General features: G+C 70.7%; 14 protein-coding genes and 1 pseudogene. 8 read left to right on the top strand and 7 right to left on the bottom strand.

The features are described from left to right. Nucleotides 1–243: 243 nt before the first annotated feature. Nucleotides 244–3039: a preprotein translocase subunit SecA gene (gene secA, locus AW270_RS29495; RefSeq protein WP_061299386.1), complete on the bottom strand. Its 2796-nt coding sequence runs from the start codon at nucleotides 3037–3039 to the stop codon at nucleotides 244–246. A 212-nt stretch (nucleotides 3040–3251) separates the two neighbouring features. Here secA and AW270_RS29490 point away from each other — a divergent pair, with 212 nt between their 5' ends. Then, nucleotides 3252–3521 (top strand): hypothetical protein, encoded by a 270-nt coding sequence (locus tag AW270_RS29490; protein ID WP_061299385.1) that lies wholly within the window; start codon nucleotides 3252–3254, stop codon nucleotides 3519–3521. Between the two features lie 100 nt (nucleotides 3522–3621). Continuing rightward, the gene (locus AW270_RS29485; RefSeq protein ID WP_061299384.1) at nucleotides 3622–4755 is read left to right on the top strand and encodes a winged helix-turn-helix domain-containing protein; all 1134 of its coding nucleotides are present in this window, start codon (nucleotides 3622–3624) and stop codon (nucleotides 4753–4755) included. Between the two features lie 50 nt (nucleotides 4756–4805). On the opposite strand, the gene AW270_RS29480 is transcribed toward AW270_RS29485, so the two are convergent. The 6 genes from AW270_RS29480 to mtrA all read right to left on the bottom strand — a co-directional run bounded on the left by AW270_RS29480 (nucleotide 4806) and on the right by mtrA (nucleotide 11745). Beyond that, a complete protein-coding gene (locus AW270_RS29480; protein WP_030451246.1) occupies nucleotides 4806–5519 on the bottom strand; it encodes a response regulator in 714 nt (237 codons plus the stop codon). A 161-nt stretch (nucleotides 5520–5680) separates the two neighbouring features. Further along, entirely contained in the window at nucleotides 5681–6349 is a 669-nt protein-coding gene (gene hpf, locus AW270_RS29475) for a ribosome hibernation-promoting factor, HPF/YfiA family (RefSeq protein ID WP_061299383.1), read from the bottom strand. A gap of 534 nt (nucleotides 6350–6883) precedes the next feature. Beyond that, a complete protein-coding gene (locus AW270_RS29470) occupies nucleotides 6884–7582 on the bottom strand; it encodes a ComF family protein (protein ID WP_245674912.1) in 699 nt (232 codons plus the stop codon). Between the two features lie 29 nt (nucleotides 7583–7611). After that, complete coding sequence (locus tag AW270_RS29465) at nucleotides 7612–9363, bottom strand: LpqB family beta-propeller domain-containing protein (protein WP_082801921.1); 1752 nt, start codon at nucleotides 9361–9363, stop codon at nucleotides 7612–7614. Further along, a complete protein-coding gene (gene mtrB / locus AW270_RS29460) occupies nucleotides 9353–11062 on the bottom strand; it encodes an MtrAB system histidine kinase MtrB (RefSeq protein WP_061299381.1) in 1710 nt (569 codons plus the stop codon). Before mtrB ends, AW270_RS29465 begins: the two co-directional genes overlap by 11 nt. Before the next feature lie 5 nt (nucleotides 11063–11067). After that, nucleotides 11068–11745 (bottom strand): MtrAB system response regulator MtrA, encoded by a 678-nt coding sequence (gene mtrA, locus AW270_RS29455; RefSeq protein ID WP_061299380.1) that lies wholly within the window; start codon nucleotides 11743–11745, stop codon nucleotides 11068–11070. Between the two features lie 281 nt (nucleotides 11746–12026). Between mtrA and AW270_RS29450 the strand changes: the two genes are divergently transcribed. From AW270_RS29450 to AW270_RS42305, 6 genes and pseudogenes are all read left to right on the top strand, one after another. Continuing rightward, the gene (locus tag AW270_RS29450; RefSeq protein ID WP_061299379.1) at nucleotides 12027–13217 is read left to right on the top strand and encodes a DUF7847 domain-containing protein; all 1191 of its coding nucleotides are present in this window, start codon (nucleotides 12027–12029) and stop codon (nucleotides 13215–13217) included. A 3-nt stretch (nucleotides 13218–13220) separates the two neighbouring features. Next, entirely contained in the window at nucleotides 13221–13832 is a 612-nt protein-coding gene (locus AW270_RS29445; protein ID WP_061299378.1) for a DUF4129 domain-containing protein, read from the top strand. Beyond that, entirely contained in the window at nucleotides 13829–14932 is a 1104-nt protein-coding gene (locus AW270_RS29440) for a DUF4350 domain-containing protein (RefSeq protein ID WP_061299377.1), read from the top strand. Before AW270_RS29445 ends, AW270_RS29440 begins: the two co-directional genes overlap by 4 nt. After that, the gene (locus tag AW270_RS29435) at nucleotides 14929–15891 is read left to right on the top strand and encodes an AAA family ATPase (protein WP_061299376.1); all 963 of its coding nucleotides are present in this window, start codon (nucleotides 14929–14931) and stop codon (nucleotides 15889–15891) included. Before AW270_RS29440 ends, AW270_RS29435 begins: the two co-directional genes overlap by 4 nt. Continuing rightward, nucleotides 15891–17219, top strand: coding sequence for a DUF58 domain-containing protein (locus AW270_RS29430; protein WP_061299375.1), 1329 nt, complete (start codon nucleotides 15891–15893; stop codon nucleotides 17217–17219). The genes AW270_RS29435 and AW270_RS29430 overlap by 1 nt, the downstream gene beginning before the upstream one ends. Nucleotides 17220–17281: 62 nt before the next feature. Beyond that, a pseudogene (locus AW270_RS42305) lies at nucleotides 17282–17763 on the top strand (transposase family protein); the annotation flags it as partial. Nucleotides 17764–17776: the final 13 nt, after the last annotated feature.

The following is a 17776-nucleotide window of genomic DNA, read 5'->3' as shown; positions in this document are numbered from 1 at the left end:
GCTGATCCGGCCGCATGCCCAGCCGGGACCCGAAGCTCGGTCGCAGCGCCACAAGGTCTTCGCGGAGTTCTCAGTGAGCCCCTGCCTCAACGCGGACATCGCGATGGTGTGAGCATCCGTCCAGGTCCACTCAGCGCCCTGACATCGCGGCGCTCGGTGTTCAAGCCGGGCGGTGGGCGGTTCAGGGCGTACACGCGCGAAAGCCCTCTCCTCGTGAGGAGGAGAGGGCTCTGGCTTGGGTGGTTAGGCCGTGGCGTGCTTCGGGTCGCCGTGGCAGCGCTTGAACTTCTTGCCCGAGCCGCACGGGCACGGGGCGTTGCGCTCGACGTTGCCGTAGTTGGCGCGCTGCTCCGGCGAGGAGCGGCGGACCTCGACCTCGCCGTCTTCGCCCGGCGCCGTGTAGATCATCTCGCGGGGCGGGCGGCGGAGGGCGTTGGCGATGATGGAACCGGCCTCGGCGACGGCCGAGTTGGGCTCGGCGCCCGCCTCGTAGGAGATCGGGCTGTCCTGCGCCGGCTGCGGCGGCTGGTAGCGGAAGAGGAAGTTGACCGAGTTCTCCTTGATGCCCTCGAGCATCGCGGTGAACATGTCGTAGCCCTCGCGCTGGTATTCGATCAGCGGGTCGCGCTGGGCGTAGGCGCGGAGGGCGATGCCCTCCTGGAGGTAGTCCATCTCGTAGAGGTGCTCGCGCCACTTGCGGTCGAGCACGTCGAGGATGACGCGGCGCTCGGCGTCGCGCAGGACCTCGGCGCCGAAGTCCTCTTCGCGCTTGCGGTAGGCGGCGAGGATGTCGGCCGTGATCCTCTCGTGGAGGAGGGCGGCGTCGATGGCGTCGCGGCCGCCGGCCTCTTCGGCCAGGTCTTCGATCTTGATGGAGATCGGGTAGAGCTGGCGGAAGGCGTTCCAGAGCTTGTCGAGGTCCCACTCCTCGGCGAAGCCGTCGGCGGTGGCGCCCTTCACGTAGCCGTCGACGACGTCGGTGATGAAGGTGTTGACCTGGTCGTGGAGGTCGGCGCCCTCCAGGACCTTCTGGCGCTCGGCGTAGATCACCTTGCGCTGGCGGTTCATGACCTCGTCGTACTTCAGGACGTTCTTGCGGATCTCGAAGTTCTGCTGCTCGACCTGGTGCTGGGCCGAGGCGATCGCCTTGGAGACGATGCCCGACTCGATCGGCTGGTCTTCGGGGATGTTCAGGCGGGTCATGATCATCTCGACCCGGGCCGAGTTGAACAGGCGCATCAGGTCGTCTTCGAGCGACAGGTAGAAGCGCGACTCGCCGGGGTCGCCCTGACGGCCGGAACGACCGCGGAGCTGGTTGTCGATGCGGCGGGACTCGTGGCGCTCGGTGCCGAGGACGTAGAGGCCGCCGAGGGCGGTGACCTCCTCGTGTTCGGCCTTGACCGCTTCCTTCGCCTTCTCCAGCGCCTCGGGGTAGGCCTTCTCGTATTCCTCGGCGGTCTCGACCGGGTCGAGGCCGCGGCTGCGGAGTTCGAGGTCGGCGCGGAACTCGGGGTTGCCGCCGAGCATGATGTCGGTGCCTCGACCGGCCATGTTGGTGGCGACGGTGACGGCGCCCTTGCGGCCCGCCTCGGCGATGATCGCGGCCTCACGCGCGTGGTTCTTCGCGTTCAGCACCTCGTGGCGGACGCCCTTGTGCTTGAGCATCCGCGACAGCCGCTCGGACTTCTCGACGCTGGTCGTGCCGACGAGGACCGGCTGACCGGCCTCGTAGCGCTCCTTGATGTCGTTGACGCAGGCCATGAACTTGGCGTCTTCGGACTTGTAGACCATGTCGGACTGGTCTTTGCGGACCATCGGCCGGTTCGTCGGGATCGGCACGACGCCCAGCTTGTAGGTCTGGTGGAACTCGTTGGCCTCGGTGGTGGCCGTGCCGGTCATGCCGGACAGCGTGGTGTAGAGGCGGAAGTAGTTCTGGAGGGTGATCGTGGCGAGAGTCTGGTTCTCGTCCTTGATCTTCACGGCTTCCTTGGCCTCGATGGCCTGGTGCATGCCCTCGTTGTAGCGGCGGCCGTGGAGCACGCGGCCGGTGAACTCGTCGACGATCAGGACCTCGCCGTCGACGACGATGTAGTCCTTGTCCTTCTTGAACAGTTCCTTCGCCTTGAGGGCGTTGTTCAGGTATTGGACGAGGTGGGTGTGCTCCGGCTTGTAGAGGTTGTCGATGCCCAGCAGGTCTTCGACCTTCTCGACACCGGCCTCCAGGATGCCGACCGTGCGCTTCTTCTCGTCGACCACGTAGTCGCCGGTGCTCTCGGTGCCGTCCTTGCCCTCGACGCCCTTGCGGAGGCGGGGGACGATCTTGGCGAACTCGGAGTACCACTTGCCGGACTGCTCGCCGGGACCGGAGATGATCAGCGGGGTGCGGGCCTCGTCGATGAGGATCGAGTCGACCTCGTCGACGACGGCGAAGTTGTGGCCGCGCTGGACGAGCTCCTCGAGCGACCACGCCATGTTGTCGCGCAGGTAGTCGAAGCCGAACTCGTTGTTGGTGCCGTAGGTGATGTCGGCGGCGTACTGCCGGCGGCGCTCGTCGGACGGCATGTTCGCGAGGATGCAGCCCACCTCGAGCCCGAGGAAGCGGTGGACCCGGCCCATCGTCTCGGAGTCGCGCTTGGCCAGGTAGTCGTTGACCGTGACGACGTGGACGCCCTTGCCCGAGATCGCGTTGAGGTAGGCCGGGAGAGTACAGGTGAGGGTCTTGCCCTCACCGGTGCGCATCTCGGAGATGTTCCCCATGTGGAGGTTGGCGCCGCCCATGATCTGCACGTCGAAGTGACGCTGGCCGAGCACCCGGCGGGCCGCCTCACGGACGGTCGCGAACGCCTCGGGCAACAGGTCGTCGAGGGACTCGCCCTCGGCGTAGCGGTCGCGGAACTCCTGGGTCTGCGCCCTCAACTCCTCGTCGGAAAGGCTCTTGAAGTCCTCTTCAATGGAGTTGACCTGCTCGGCGATGCGCTTCAGCTTGCGCAGCGTCTTACCTTCGCCGGCGCGGAGAATTCGGTCGAGAATGGCTGCCACTTTTGTAAAGCTCCTCGCAGGTCTGAGGACGAGACACACTTCCCCTGTGCCATGGTAGGCCGTTCGACCACCAGACACAGCCACCACGAGACTGAGCGGGGAGCGGCGCGGCGGACCGGGTGAGCGGGTCGATAGGCTCAACCCTGTCAAACGTAGGAAGACCGTCTGGTGTTCCAGACTGGGCACGGCGGACGCGAGTCGGGTAGGACGGTATGGCAGAGACCTCACACCAGGGAAGCCACGCGGGCAGCGCGAAGTCGTGGGTGGCGGTGACGACCATTCTGATCGGCACGATCATCAGCGGCGCGGGCCTCACCGGGCTGGGCGCCGACACCTCCAACTGGACCATGGTCTGGGTCGGCGTCGGCGTGTCGGCCATCGGGGCCGTCCTCGCCCTGGTCTTCGACGTCTTCTCCGACGTGGTCATCGACGCCCCGCGCGTCATGGACGCCCGGGAGCACCACTCCCCCTTCGAGCACTGAACCTTTCCTCAGGCAGTTCCAAGGCGCGAGACGCGGCCGGGCTCCGTCCGGCCGCTTCTCATATCCGAACTTGTCGGTGGCCCCGGCTACAGTCGGCCGGATGGACCTCACGGCCGACGAAGCACGGCGACTCATCCTGCGCGCCCAGGGGTTCCTGGGCGCCAATGGGCGCAAGGGCGGCCCATCGGGAATGCTGCGGCGGCTGGGGGCCGTCCAGCTCGACACGATCTCGGTGCTGGCGCGCTCTCATGAGCTGGTGGCCTATGCCCGGCTGGGCGCGATCGGGCGCCCGGCGGTCGAGAAGGCCTATTGGAGCGGCTCCGCCTTCGAATACTGGTGCCACGCGGCGTGCATCCTGCCGATCGAACACTGGCCGGTCTACTCCTTCCGGCGCCGCGCCTACCGCGAGCGCAAATACCGCTGGCACGAGGTGCCCGCCACGGTGGGCGACATCCTCGATCGGGTCCGCCGCGACGGCCCCCTGACCACCGGGGACATCGGCGGCGCCAAGAAGGGCGGCCCGTGGTGGGACTGGTCCGACTCCAAGATCTCCATCGAGTTCCTGCTCGACGTCGGCGACGTGGTCTGCGTCCGGCGGGTGGGCTGGCGGCGGGTCTACGACCTGGCCGAGCGCGCGATCCCCGCCGAGTACCGTGAGATCGACCTGACCGACGAAGAGTGCGTGACCCGGCTGACCGCGATCGCGGGCCGTTCGCTGGCGGTGGCGACCCGGGCCGACCTGGTCGACTACACGCGGGTCAAGGACAAGCACGCCGCCATGCTCGACGACGCCCTGCTGAGCGGGGCGAGCGGCCTGGTCCCGGTGAACGTCGCGGGCTGGCCGCCGGCCAGGAAGGGCGGCCCCAACGCCTGGGCCGATCCCGAGGCGCTGGCCCTGGGTGAGGCCAGAGGCCGCCACCGCACCACCCTGCTCAGCCCGTTCGACTCCCTGATCTGGGAGCGGGCCCGCGCGGAGCGCGTCTTCGGCATGGCCCACCGCCTGGAGGCCTACGTGCCGAAGGACAAGCGCGTCCACGGCTATTTCGCGATGCCGGTGCTGCACGGCGGGAAGCTGATCGCCCGCGTCGACCCGGCCCGCGAGGGCACCACCTTGGTGGCCAAGCGAGTGACACTCCAGCCCGGTGTGACGAAGCTCGACGCGGTCGAGGAAGCACTGAGAGAAGCGGCGACGTGGGTCGGCTGCACCGGCGTGCGGATCGAAGAGATCAGATGAGCGAGAAACGCCACGTGCCGCAGTGGGAGATCTGCGGCTGATCGCTCACATCAGGTGATTTCGAGCAGCCGCTCTCTCACCGCGTAGACCACTGCCTCCATGCGGCTGTGCAGCTGGAGCTTCTCCAGGATGTTGCGGACGTGGTTCTTGACCGTGTTCTCGGAGATGAACAGTTCCTTCGCGATCTCGCGGTTGTTCATCCCCTTGGCCACCAGCCGGAGCACTTCCATCTCCCGCTCGGTCAGGCGGGGCACCGGAAGCTGCGGCGGGCGCTCGGCCTCTTTGCGGCTGATGCTGGCGAACTCGGTGATCAGCTTGGTCGCCATGGCGGGGTTGATGAACGACTGGCCGCTGTGGACCCCGCGCACGGCGTCGGGGACCTCGTCGATCTGCACGTCTTTCAGCAGATATCCGGTCGCGCCGGCCTTGAAGGCCTCGAAGAGGTCCTCTTCCTCGTCGCTGGCCGTGAGCATGATGATGCGGGTCGTCGGCATGCTCTCCTTGATCGCCCTGGTCGCCTCGATGCCGTCGCGCCTGGGCATGCGCACGTCCATCAGCACGACGTCGGGCAGCAGCTTCTCGGCGAGCGCCACGGCCTCCTGACCGTCGCTCGCCTCACCGGCGACCTCGATGTCCGCCTCGGCCTGGAGAGCCAGCACCAGGCTGCGGCGGATCAGCGAGTGATCATCGACGATCAGCACACGGATCGGCTCACCGCGCCCGGTGGGGCGGCTTGCGTCGTCTCGTACGCTGCGGTCGCTCACAGCTCCTCCTCGTCGGGGGGCCAGGTAGCTGGATCGCCATCATGACATGGCTTCCAGTTCTGGCGAGGATCTCGCACGCCATGCGCCCCGCACCGGGCGGGGCGCATGTCGTTCACGTTGAACTCTGTCTAAGGACAAACGTCGGAAGGGGTGGCGCGGGTTCAGCCCTCGACGAGCCGCAACACGCCGTAGTCGTATCCGCGCCGCCGATATACGACGCTCGGGTGGCCGCATTCTTTGTCACGGAACAGGAAGAAGTCGTGGCCCACCAGTTCCATCTCGAGGAGGGCCTGCTCGATGGTGATGGCGTCGGCCTGGTGGAACTTCTCGCGGACGACGAGGGGGCCGTCGCCGTCCTGTTCGATCGGGATGATGGGTTCGGTGTAGCCGTTCTGCGGCTTCTGCGGCGGGATGTACTCGTCGTGGAGCAGTTCCGGCTCGGGCAGCTTCGCCACCGGTTCGCCCAGGCCGCTTTCGGCCAGGCCGGCGGTGAACTCCGCGACCGACGGAGGGCAGTTCTTACCGTGATGGATCTTGCGGCGGTCGCTCAGCCGCCGCAGCCGTGACTCCAGCTTTCCCAGAGCGATGTCGAGCGCGGCGAACCGGTCGTCGGCGGCCGCCTCGGCCCGGACAGCCGGGCCCTTGGAGTGGATGGTCAGTTCCACCCTCTCCTTCTGGTCGCTCAGCCGCGGGTTCTTCTCCGTAGAGACCTCTACGTCCACGCGGATGAGACGGTTGTCCAGTCGCTCGATCTTGGCCAGCTTGGAAGTCACGTGTTCACGGAAACGGTCGCTCACTCCTGTGTGCCGTCCCTTGACGATGATGTCCACGCAAAAGCCCCCTTCGCCTATCGACTGACATGAAGGAGCACCCGTTCGGCCGACCTGGTCTTCGTCCCCACATCCGCCTGCTGAGGGTTTCGCAGCTCCGCGCCACTACTGCCCTTCTCTTCTGGCAAGAATCATCTGGATTCTTGGGAAGGCAGGTCTTACCTCTAAGCCGCACCGTGATCGGTCGACCAAGAGTCGCCTTACGTGGACCGTTTCGCCTGCGGCTGGCATCGGCTAGCCAGCCCGAACCCCCGAGGGGACTCGGTCCGGCGCAACCACGGACCCGAACGGGTGCCATGTCCTGAACGCTAGTCGCTGCCCGGCCGAATGTCAGCCGCGAGCCACGCCAAAGGATCACTTTCGGTGATTTTTCGGCAGGCACGCCGAACCGGCCCATGGTATGCGGCGCCATGGGCTCACCCGCACGCGATCCCGTCAAGGGTCTCCTGAACTGGTGGTTCATAGGGTTGCCGACATCAGGATGTCACTCTGAAGCCAGGTCGTTATTTGACTGTTTCTTTACCCAGCGTGATGTCAGCGAAATTGTGACCGCCGGGCGTGTCGCATGACGGGGACCCGTTTCCGGGTGGCCGCAACCGTGACCGCGCAGTCGGCCTCGGCGCCGGCCGCGCGCAGCGCGCGAGCCGCCTCGGCGAGCGTGGCCCCGGTCGTGATCACGTCGTCGACCAGCACGACCCGCCCTCGGGGCACCGGCCGGGAGGTGAACGCCCCGGCCAGGTTGGCGGCCCGCTGGGCGGAGGTCAGACCCGCCTGGTCGGCGACCTTCCGGGCGGGCCGCAACACCGGCGCCACGGTCACCTGGAGCCCTCCGGCGCGCAGTCTCCGGGCCGCGACCTCGGCGACGCGGCGTACGGGATCATGGCCCTTGGCCCTTCTCGACCGGCGGGTGCTGGGCACCGGCACCAGGACCAGCGGGCCCTCGACCTGGAGATGCGTCAGGGCGCGGGCCAGGCAGGCGCCCAGCGCGGCGCCGAGGGCGGTGCGGCCGCGCTCCTTGTACGCGATCAGCACCCGCCGGGCCACCCCGTCGTAACCGGCGGCGGCCCAGCACTCGGGCAGGCCCTCCGGGGGCGCGTCGGGGACGTGGCGGCGTGGCGCGGCGGTCAGCTCGGCCGCGCACCGCGGGCAGACCAACGCCCCCCGGCCGCCGCAACCGGCGCACCGAGGGGGAACGAGCAGATCGAGCACCGCGTCGAGCACGCGGACCACCATGACACTCCCTGCCGACAACTTGCCGAACCTCACCCCAGAGGGTAGGCGGGGAAGCTGGAGCCGCCCTTCACGAGCAGGTTCCACTTCTTGCCGTCCCACACCGTGAGGGCGCCGTTCACGTCGCTGGCCAGGATGCGCGAATCGGTGCTCGTGATGGACGCGAGCCGCTTGGACAGCTCGATCGGGGTCTTCTCGTCGCCGTCCAAGATCGGGTAGGCTGCCAGAGCCTGCTGGGAGTCGTTCTTCTCGGTCAGCACCAGCAGGGTGGTGGCGTTCTTCCAGGCCACGTCGACGACCTTCTGACCCTCCTCCGGGGGCACCAGGGTCTCCAGCGCACTGACCTGATAGGTCCGGCCGCGCTGGATCGAGCCTATCTGAACGGTCTGACCGGCCCCGGTGTCGGAGACGACCGCGACCCTGACGCCGTCACGGGCGATCCGGAACGCGCTGACGTCGGCGTCCACGAGGTCGGGGGCCGAGACGGGCGACTGGCTGCCGACGGTGGAGGCGCGCCAGACCTGCGACTTGCCGCCCGCCGACTCCACCGACCAGACCTCGCCGTTGCGGTCCCACGAGGGCGGCGTGAGACGGCCCTGGGCGTTGATCCAGCGCTGCCACGGGCTGCCCTCGACCAGCTGGGTGGCCCAGACCCCCGTCTCGTCCCGCATCAGCGCGGCCACCTGGTCGCGGTCCTCGGAGGAGACCGCGGCGTGGTCGAACGGCCGGGTCGGCTGACCGGCCGCGCCGAGCACCGGGGCCGACTGCTCGCCGTCCTTGGCGACCCGCTGCATCACGCCGTCGCGGACGAAGTATCCGGGCAGGTCGCCGGTGACCACGGCCGGGTCGTAGGTGGGGAAGTCGGTCGACTTGAAGCGGATGCCCCCGCCGGGGAAGGTCTCGCCGTCGACCAGGATCTCGATGTACCGGCCGCCGATGCGGTCGGTGCCGAGCGACCAGGCGAGCTGGGCCTGCATGGCCCTGATGCGGTCGGGGCTGCCGCGCAGGCCGGCGATCGGGCGGGAGAAGTCGACGTAGAGGGTCTCGCCCTCGACCCGGATGCCGTTGAGCTTGGTGCCCGTCGGGAAGACGTTCTCGACCGCGCCCGCCAGCGGGCCCGAGGGGCCGTTCAGCAGGGTGCGGATGAGCGACTCGGGCAGGCCCTTGCTGGGGTCGATCGGCACCCTGACCCGGTCGGCCACCAGGCCGGTGAAGGTCAGGTTGGGGAAGTAGATGTCCACGGGGGCGTACGCCCTCGTGAGGTCGCTGCGGAGCAGGATCAGGCCGGCGGGGGCCTCGGAGATGCGCCACTCGCCGCCGACCCGGATCAGGGTGAACGACGCGTCGACCGTCTCCTCGGAGGCCGTCGCGCGGTAGCGCCCGCCCTTGTCCAGGGTGGCGACCTTCTTGCCCTTGAAGGAGACGGCGAACTTGTCGGCGTCCTCCTCGGGCAGGTCGTCGGCGAAGCGGCAGTCGCAGACCGTCGTCGCGGTGGCCCACGGCTGCCAGCCGGTCGCCGCCGGGCCGGTCAGGTACTGCCGGGCGACCTTGTGCTGCGGGTCGTCGGAGCTGGCCATCGCGGCCTGGAAGCCGCGCACGATCTCCACGGCGGTCGCGTCGGGGCGGGGCGGCTGGGCCAGGATCCGGACGTAGGTCTGGCTGAGGATGTCGCCGCCGCGCTCCTCCTCGCTGGCCGTGGGCGGGTTGCCACTGGTGGGCACGATCGTGCACGCCGTGAGGGCAGCCGCGGTCGCCACCAGCGTGAGGACGCGTCTAGTCGACATCGAACACCCCCGACTCCCCCGCCGCTGCCGACAGCACCGGCGTGACGTGGCCGCGCCAGGTCCGCCGCATCTCGACCTCCGGCGGCACCAGCGGCAGCGGCGACCCCTTGAGCTGGGTCCCGGCCGTGCGCGGCAGCGAGAGGCGGAACTGGGTGCCCTCGCCCGGGGCGCCCCAGGCCTGGAGCCAGCCGCCGTGCAGGATCGCGTCCTCCCGGGAGATGGCCAGGCCCAGGCCGGTGCCGCCGATCGTGCGGGCGCGGGACGGGTCGGCCCGCCAGAAGCGGTCGAAGACCATGTTCTCCTCGCCGGGCCGCAGGCCCACACCGTGGTCGCGGACCGCGATGGCCACCGCGTCGCGGTCGGCGCCGAGGGTGACCACGATGTCCTTGCCCTCGCCGTGCTCGATCGCGTTGAACAGCAGGTTGCGCAGGATGCGCTCGATCCGCCGGGAGTCGCACTCGGCCATGCACGGGTCGGTGGGCAGGCGCAGTTCGAAGCGGGTGGCGTGGCGCTCGGCCAGCGCCTCGGAGTCGCCGACGGCGCGCAGCACGGTGTCGCGCATGTCGATCGACTCGAGGTCGAGGGTGGCGGCTCCGGCGTCGTAGCGGCTGATCTCCAGCAGGTCGGCCAGCATCGACTCGAACCGTTCGAGCTGGGCCTGCATGAGCTCGGCCGACCGGGACGCCATGGGCTCGAAGTCCTCCCTGGCGTCGTACAGGAGATCGGCGGCCATCCGGACGGTGGTCAGCGGGGTGCGCAGCTCGTGGGAGACGTCGGAGACGAACTGGCGCTGCACCTGGGAGAGCTCCTCGAGCTGGTGGATCTTGAGCGCGAGGTTGGAGGCCATCTCGTTGAACGAGGCGGCGAGGCGGGCGAGGTCGTCTTCGCCGCGGACCTTCAGCCGCTCCTCGAGGCGGCCGGAGGCGAGCCGTTCCGCGGCCTGGCGGGTCAGCCGCACGGGCGTGACGACCTGGCGGGTCACCAGCGAGGCGATGGCGGCCAGCAGCAGCACCAGACCGGCCCCGACCAGCACGAGGAGCTGGAGGACCGAGCTGAGGGTCTCCTCCTCCTCGTTGAGGGGGAACAGGTGGTAGATCTCGTAGGTGCCGTTGCTGCCCGGGACGCGCTTGCCGATGACCAGCCCCGACACGGTGTCACCGCTGAGGTAGCGCAGCGGGCTGTAGCGGGCGACGGTCTGGTCGGTGGTGTCGGTGCGGACCCGCTCCCGGAAGACCGGCGGGATGCTCCTGCCCGCGTCGATGTCGAGGGTGGCCCGGTCTTGGCCGACGGTGTCGTTGTTGTAGATGACCACCGCGTAGCGCGACCCGGCGCGCTGGGCCAGCACGTTGATCGCCTGGTCGGCGGGGTCGGGCGGCGGCGACACGGCCGGGTCGGACCCCTCGGCCGGAACCGGCTCGGCGGCCCTGGCCAGGTAGTCGGAGACCGTCAGCACGTTGGCGCGGGCCTCGGCGGTGGCGGCGTCGGTCCGTCCGGCCAGCATGGTCTTGTTGATCGACTGGAACAGGAAGACGCCCAGCACGGCCACGACGACCACCGAGATCAGCAGGGTGGACGTGACCACCCGCATCTGGAGGGAGCGCCGCCAGGCCGAACGGGCCCGCCCGGCGTAGCGCCGAGCACGACGACGGACCCCCCGGGCGATCTGCCGGGGAGTCCGTCGGGGCCGCTTCTTGGGCATCCGGCTCAGGCTGGACCGGCTTTGTACCCGACGCCGCGGACCGTGACGACGATCTCGGGGTGTTCGGGGTCTTTCTCTATCTTCGCCCGGAGCCGCTGCACGTGGACGTTGACCAGCCGCGTGTCGGCGGCGTGGCGGTAGCCCCAGACCTGCTCCAGCAGCACTTCCCGGGTGAAGACCTGACGCGGTTTGCGGGCCAGCGCGACCAGCAGGTCGAACTCCAGCGGCGTGAGGTTGATGGTCTCCTCGAACCGCTTGACCGAGTGGCCGGCGACGTCGATGGTGATGTCGCCTATCTGCAGGATCTCGGGGGTCGGCTCGTCGGTGCGGCGCAGCCGCGCCCGCACCCGGGCCACCAGTTCCTTCGGCTTGAACGGCTTGACGATGTAGTCGTCGGCGCCCGACTCCAGGCCCAGCACGACGTCGATGGTGTCGCTCTTGGCGGTGAGCATCACGATCGGCACGCCCGACTCGGCCCTGATGCGCCGGCAGACGTCGATGCCGTCGGCCCCGGGCAGCATCAGGTCGAGCAGCACGAGATCGGGACGGGTGTCGCGGAACGCGTCGAGCGCCTTGTCGCCGTCTGACACGAAGGACGGTTCGAAACCCTCCCCGCGCAAGACGATGCCGAGCATCTCGGCGAGAGCGGCGTCGTCGTCGACGACCAGCACGCGTCCTTTCATGGCCCCTCATTCGTTCTTCGGCGCAGCTAAGGAGGTATTTGGGCGATTTATCGGAAGGTTACCTGTGACCCTGCGGTGGATGAAACACGACCGTGACAAAGGACGAAGTTTAGGCCCAAATGGCCGGACGTGCCGCTACCGTAACGAGAATCCCAAGCAAGAGCCATGGACAGCCGAAGGCCGGCTATGGCTCGTGCCCTGGATCCGCCTGTGTCGGGCCACGTTCCAAGTGTGCTTCACGCCGCCCACCGGCGGGGCTCGCATCATGCCAGGATTGGGACATGACAGACGGCCCCGGCGATCGTGAGCAGCCGCCTCCCGGTTGGTCCCCCACGCAACCGCCCGCTTACGGCGCGCCCGGTCCCTGGGCCGCACCCAACGACCCCGGCTCCTACCCGCCGCCCCCGCCGCCCCAGCACGGCGGCTACTACCCGCCGCCGCCCGGCGGCGGCTACTACGGCGCCCCGGTGCTCAAGCCGGGGGTCATCCCGCTGCGGCCGTTGCAGATCGGCGACCTCTACAACGGCGCGGTGTCGTTCATCCGGGCCAACCCGAAGGCGACGCTCGGGCTCTCGGCGCTGGTGGTGACCGTCGCCGAGATCGTCACGCTGGCGATCCAGCTGCCCCTGCTGGGCGCCTTCGCCGACGCGGCGGTGCTCAGCGAGGACACGGCCCGGGACAACCCCGAGCTCATCCTCGGCCCCGCCCTCTCCTTCCTGGGCGGCACACTGCTGGGCGCGGTCGTCACCACCATCGCCCTGGTCGTGCTGACCGGCATGCTCACCGGGATCGTCGGGCGGGCCGTCTTCGGCGAGAAGATCTCGATCGGCGCGGCGTGGGACATGGCCAAGGGCCGGGTGCTGCCGCTGATCGGGCTGGCGCTGCTCCAGTCGGCGATCGTCTTCGGCGTCTTCCTGGTGCCGATGGGGCTGCTGCTCCTGCTGACCGCCGCCGGCCTGCCGTTCGGCGCGACGGTCGTGCTGGGGCTGATCCTGTTCGTCGGCGGCGTCTGCCTGGCGGTGTTCCTCTACACCAAGCTGAGCCTGGCCAGTTCGGCGATCGTGCTGGAGGGCATCGGGGTCGGCGCGGCGATGAGCCGGTCGTTCCGGCTGGTCAAGGGTGACTTCTGGCGGGTCTTCGGGATCCTGCTGCTGACCTCGGTCGTGGCCGGGCTGGTCGCCACGGCGGTCTCGGCGCCGTTCTCGATCTTCGGCTCGCTCGGCGACCCGACCGCCACGTTCGACGACACGCGGTTCTACATCACCGCCGTCCTCGGCGGCATCGGCGCGATCATCGCCGGCACCATCACCAACCCGTTCAGCGCCGGGGTCACCACTCTCCTGTACGCCGACCGCCGCATGCGCGCCGAAGCGTTCGACCTGGTCCTCCAGACCGAGGCGGTGGAGCGTCAGCAGGGCGCTCCGGGCACCGGCCACGAGAACCTGTGGCGCCAGCGCAACCCCTGGCCCTGATCCATGGTCCTGGACGTCCCGGTCGAGATCGGCCGCGAGGCCGCTCAGGAGGCCGCCCTGCGCGAGCTCTCCGATCCGGCCTATCCGAAGCCGTCGTGGCTCGACCAGGTGCTCGACCGGATCTGGGAGCTCATCACCGAGCTGATCGCCCGCGCCCAGGGCGTGCCCGGGGGCTGGCTGACCCTGCTGGTGCTCGTGCTGGTCCTGGCGGTCGTCGCGGTGGCGCTGATCCGGGCGGCCCGGAAGGCCTCGGCCACCCGGCGGCCCGGGGGCGGCGGCCTGTTCGGCGAGACCCGGCTGTCGGCCGGCGAACACCGGACCCTGGCCGAGCGCCACGCCGCCGCCGGAGAGTGGGCCCAGGCGGTCCGGGAGCGCCTCCGGGCCGTCGCCCGTGAGCTGGAGGAGCGCACGATCGTGGAACCGATGCCGGGGCGTACGGCCGCCGAACTGGCCGCCGAGGCGGGCCGGGCCCTGCCGGCGCTCGCGGCCGATCTGGACCAGGGTGCCCGGACGTTCGCCGACGTCACCTACGGCGAACGTCCGGGCACCCCGGAGGCCTACGCCGAGCTGACCGGCCTCGACGAGGCGGTCCGGCGGGAGAAGGCGGCCCTGTGACGACGTCCACCACCCCGACGATCACCGAGCGGTGGCGGTCGTGGCGCGGCGTGCTCGGCGCGGCCGGCCTGATCGTGGTCGTGGCGGTGCTGATCGTGCTGGTCAGCGGGGTCCGCAACGGCGGGCGGCTCGACATCGAGGCGACCTCCCCCGCCGGTGCCCGCGCGCTGGCCGAGCTGCTGCGCGGCCAGGGCGTCACGGTGACCCAGGTGACGACGTTCGACGACGCCATCGCGCGGGCCGAGGGCTCGCTGCTGGTGGTGGCCCGGCCCGAGTTCCTGGCCGACCCGGCGAAGCTGGCCGAGCTCGCGGCGCGGCCGGGGGCGCGGCTGCTGATCGCGCCGACCCCGCCGGTGCTGCGGGCGCTGGCGCCCGGGGTGACCGCCCGGCCCGGTGCCGCCGAGACGGTCCGCGACCCCGGCTGCGACCTGGACGCGGCCGTGCTGGCCGGCGACGCCGTCACCGGCGGCTGGTCGTTCGGCGGCGCGACCTGCTACGGCGGCACGGTCTCGGTGTCCGGCGAGGTCACCCTCGTCGGGTCGGGAACGTTCATGACCAACGGAAAACTGGTGGAGAACGGCAACGCCGCGCTGGCGATGAACCTGGCGGGCACCCACCAGAGGGTCACCTGGTTCGCCCCGCGCTCTCCGCTCGGGGTGCCCGACGGCGGCGCGAAGCCGCTGAGCGAGCTGATCCCGGCCAACGTCGGCTGGTTCGTCTGGGCGCTGGTCGTGGCGGTGCTGCTCACCGCCCTGTGGCGGGGACGCCGTCTCGGGCCGGTGGTCGAGGAGCGGCTGCCGGTGGTCGTCCGGGCCGCCGAGACCGTCGAGGGCCGGGGCCGCCTCTACCGCGCCCGCGCCGCCCACGACCGGGCCGCGCTCGCCCTGCGGCAGGCCGCGCTGGCCCGGCTGACGCCCCGGCTGGGGCTGACCGCGACGGCCGGCGACGACGAGATCGTCACGGCGGCCGCCGCCCGGACCGGGCAGGATGGCGGGCAGGTCCGCCAGGTCCTCTTCGGCGGCACCCCCTCCGGTGACGCCGCGCTGGTCGCGCTCGCGCGCGACCTCGACACGATCGAAAGGCAGGTACGAGACTCGTGACACCTGTGACGGCCCCTGACGCCTCCCGCGAGGCGCTGGCCGCGCTCCGGGCGGAGGTCGCCAAGGCGGTGGTGGGGCAGGACGCGGTGGTCTCCGGCCTCGTGATCGCGCTGCTGTGCCGGGGCCACGTGCTGCTGGAGGGCGTGCCGGGTGTGGCCAAGACGCTGCTGGTCCGGACCCTGGCGCGGGCGCTGTCGGTCGACTTCAAGCGGGTGCAGTTCACCCCCGACCTCATGCCGGGCGACGTGACCGGGTCGCTGGTCTACGACGCGCGCACCGCCGAGTTCGAGTTCCGGGCCGGGCCGGTCTTCACCAACCTGCTGCTGGCCGACGAGATCAACCGCACCCCGCCGAAGACGCAGGCCGCGCTGCTGGAGGCGATGGAGGAGCGGCAGGTCAGCGTCGACGGGACGCCCCGGCCGCTGCCCGACCCGTTCATCGTGGCGGCGACCCAGAACCCGGTGGAGTACGAGGGGACCTACCAGCTCCCCGAGGCGCAGCTCGACCGGTTCATGCTGAAGCTGACCGTGCCGCTGCCGGGGCGCGACGACGAGATCGCCGTGCTCAGGAGGCACGCCGAGGGGTTCGACCCGCGCGACCTGTCCCACGTGAAGCCGGTGGCGAGCGCGGCCGACCTGGCGGCGGGGCGCAAGGCGGTCGCGGAGACCCACGTGTCGCCCGAGGTGCTCGCCTACGTCGTCGACCTGGCCCGCGCCACCCGGCAGTCGCCGTCGCTGCAACTGGGGGTTTCGCCGCGTGGCGCGACCGCGCTGCTGGCGGCGGCCCGCGCGTGGGGCTGGCTGTCCGGGCGCGACTACGTGACGCCCGACGACGTGAAGGCGCTGGCCCGGCCCGCGCTGCGCCACCGGGTGCAACTGCGGCCGGAGGCCGAGCTGGAGGGCGCGACCGCCGACGGGGTGCTCGACGGCATCCTGGCGTCCGTCCCCGTGCCGCGCTGATGGCGCTGACCGGGCGGGCCGCGCTGCTCGCGGTGGCCGGGGCGCTGCTGGTGCTCGCGGCGCCCGCCGACCTCGCCGCGGTCGCGTTCTGGCTGGTCGTCGCGGTGATCGTGCTGGTGATCGCGGTCGACCTGGCGCTGGCGGGGAGCGTGCGGGTGCTGCGGTTCGAGCGGTCCGACGATCTTCGGGTACGCCTCGGGGAGGCCGCCGAGGTCACCCTGCTGGTGGCCAATCCGGGCGGGCGGCGGGTGCGTGGCCTGCTGCGGGACGCCTGGCCGCCGAGCACCCGTCCGGCCCCCAGGGAGCACGAGGTGGACATCCCGCCCGGTGAACGACGCCGGGTGGCCACGACGCTGCGGCCGCTCCGCAGGGGCGACTTCACGGCCGCCGGGGTGACCGTCCGGGCGCTGGGGCCCCTCGGGGTGGCCGCCCGGCAGGGCTCCCACCGGGTCGAGGGGCGGGTTCGGGTGCTGCCGCCGTTCCTGTCGCGGCGTCACCTCCCGGCCAAGCTGGCGCGGCTGCGGGCCATCGACGGGCTCAACCCCGTCCAGATCCGCGGCCAGGGCACCGAGTTCGACTCGCTGCGCGAGTACGTCGTCGGCGACGACGTGCGGTCGATCGACTGGCGGGCCACCGCGCGCCGGGCCGACGTCGTCGTGCGGACCTGGCGGCCCGAGCGCGACCGGCGGGTGCTGATCGTCCTCGACACCGGCCGCACCTCGGCCGGGCGGGTCGGCGTCGACCCCGCCTCCGGCGACCCGAGCGGCTGGCCCCGGCTCGACTGGGGCATGGACGCCGCCCTGCTGCTGGCCGCCCTGTGCGCGCGAGCGGGCGACCGGGTCGACTTCCTCGCCTACGACCGGGCGGTCCGGGCCCAGGTCAGCGGCGGCGGCCGGGGCGACCTGCTGCCCGCCCTGGTCACCGCGATGGCCCCGCTCCAGCCCGAGCTCGTGGAGGCCGACGCCCACGGGATGGTGGCCGCCGTGCTGTCCCGGCTCCGGCGGCGCAGCCTGGTGGTCGTGCTGACCGACCTCAACGCGACCGCGCTGGACGAGGGCCTGATCCCGGTGCTGCCGCAGCTGTCGTCGAGGCATCTGGTGCTGCTGGCGGCGGTGGCCGACCCCCGGGTGGCCGCGCTGGCCGCCGGGCGCGACGGCCCCGAGGAGGTCTTCGACGCGGCGGCGGCCGAACGCCAGGGCGTGGAGCGCCGCCAGGTGACCGCGCGGCTGCGCCGTCACGGCGTCGAGGTCGTCGACGCCCTGCCGGACGACCTGGCCCCGGCGCTGGCCGACGCCTACCTGAACCTGAAGGCGGCCGGTCGGCTCTAGATGATTGATTGCAAGGGCTTAGCTCGGGAATCGCTGGCGTAGTGGGCGAGGGCGCCTGTGGTGCCTCACCACTGGTCCTGCACATGATCTGCGTCCTGGCCTACGACACCACCCTGTGGAACGACGACATATGGGTGGGCCGACTCCACCCTGTCGAATGCGGACGCTCCCGCCAGACCGCCACCCACAGCGCCCTGACCGGCCGGGCCGAATACGGTTACTGCTCCTCCCACAGCCGCTTCTTCTGAGGGCTACGCCTCCACCTGCCCTGCGCCCCCGGCGGAGTGTCCGGTCGTCTTCGCCCTCACCGGCGAAGGCGAACCCCCACGAACCGGAACAGCGCTGATCAAGCCCTTACGTCGGACCGTCGAATCGATCAGCCAGACCTCAAAGTTCAGCTGGACATGGAGCGTCACGGCGGGCGGACCATCCCCGGCGTCGCCGTCCGGGTGATCGTCCGCCTCCTCGCCCTCACCGCCGTGATCGGGCACAACGACCACGCCGGCCAGCCAGTGAACGGTCCCTGCTCGCCTACGACCGCTAACATCACGCCAACG

Origin of the sequence: Herbidospora cretacea, from assembly GCF_001570605.1 — a bacterium.
Lineage (GTDB): Bacteria > Actinomycetota > Actinomycetes > Streptosporangiales > Streptosporangiaceae > Herbidospora > Herbidospora cretacea.
Note: the sequence above shows the minus strand (reverse complement) of the source record. Positions and strands in the feature narration are given on the sequence as shown.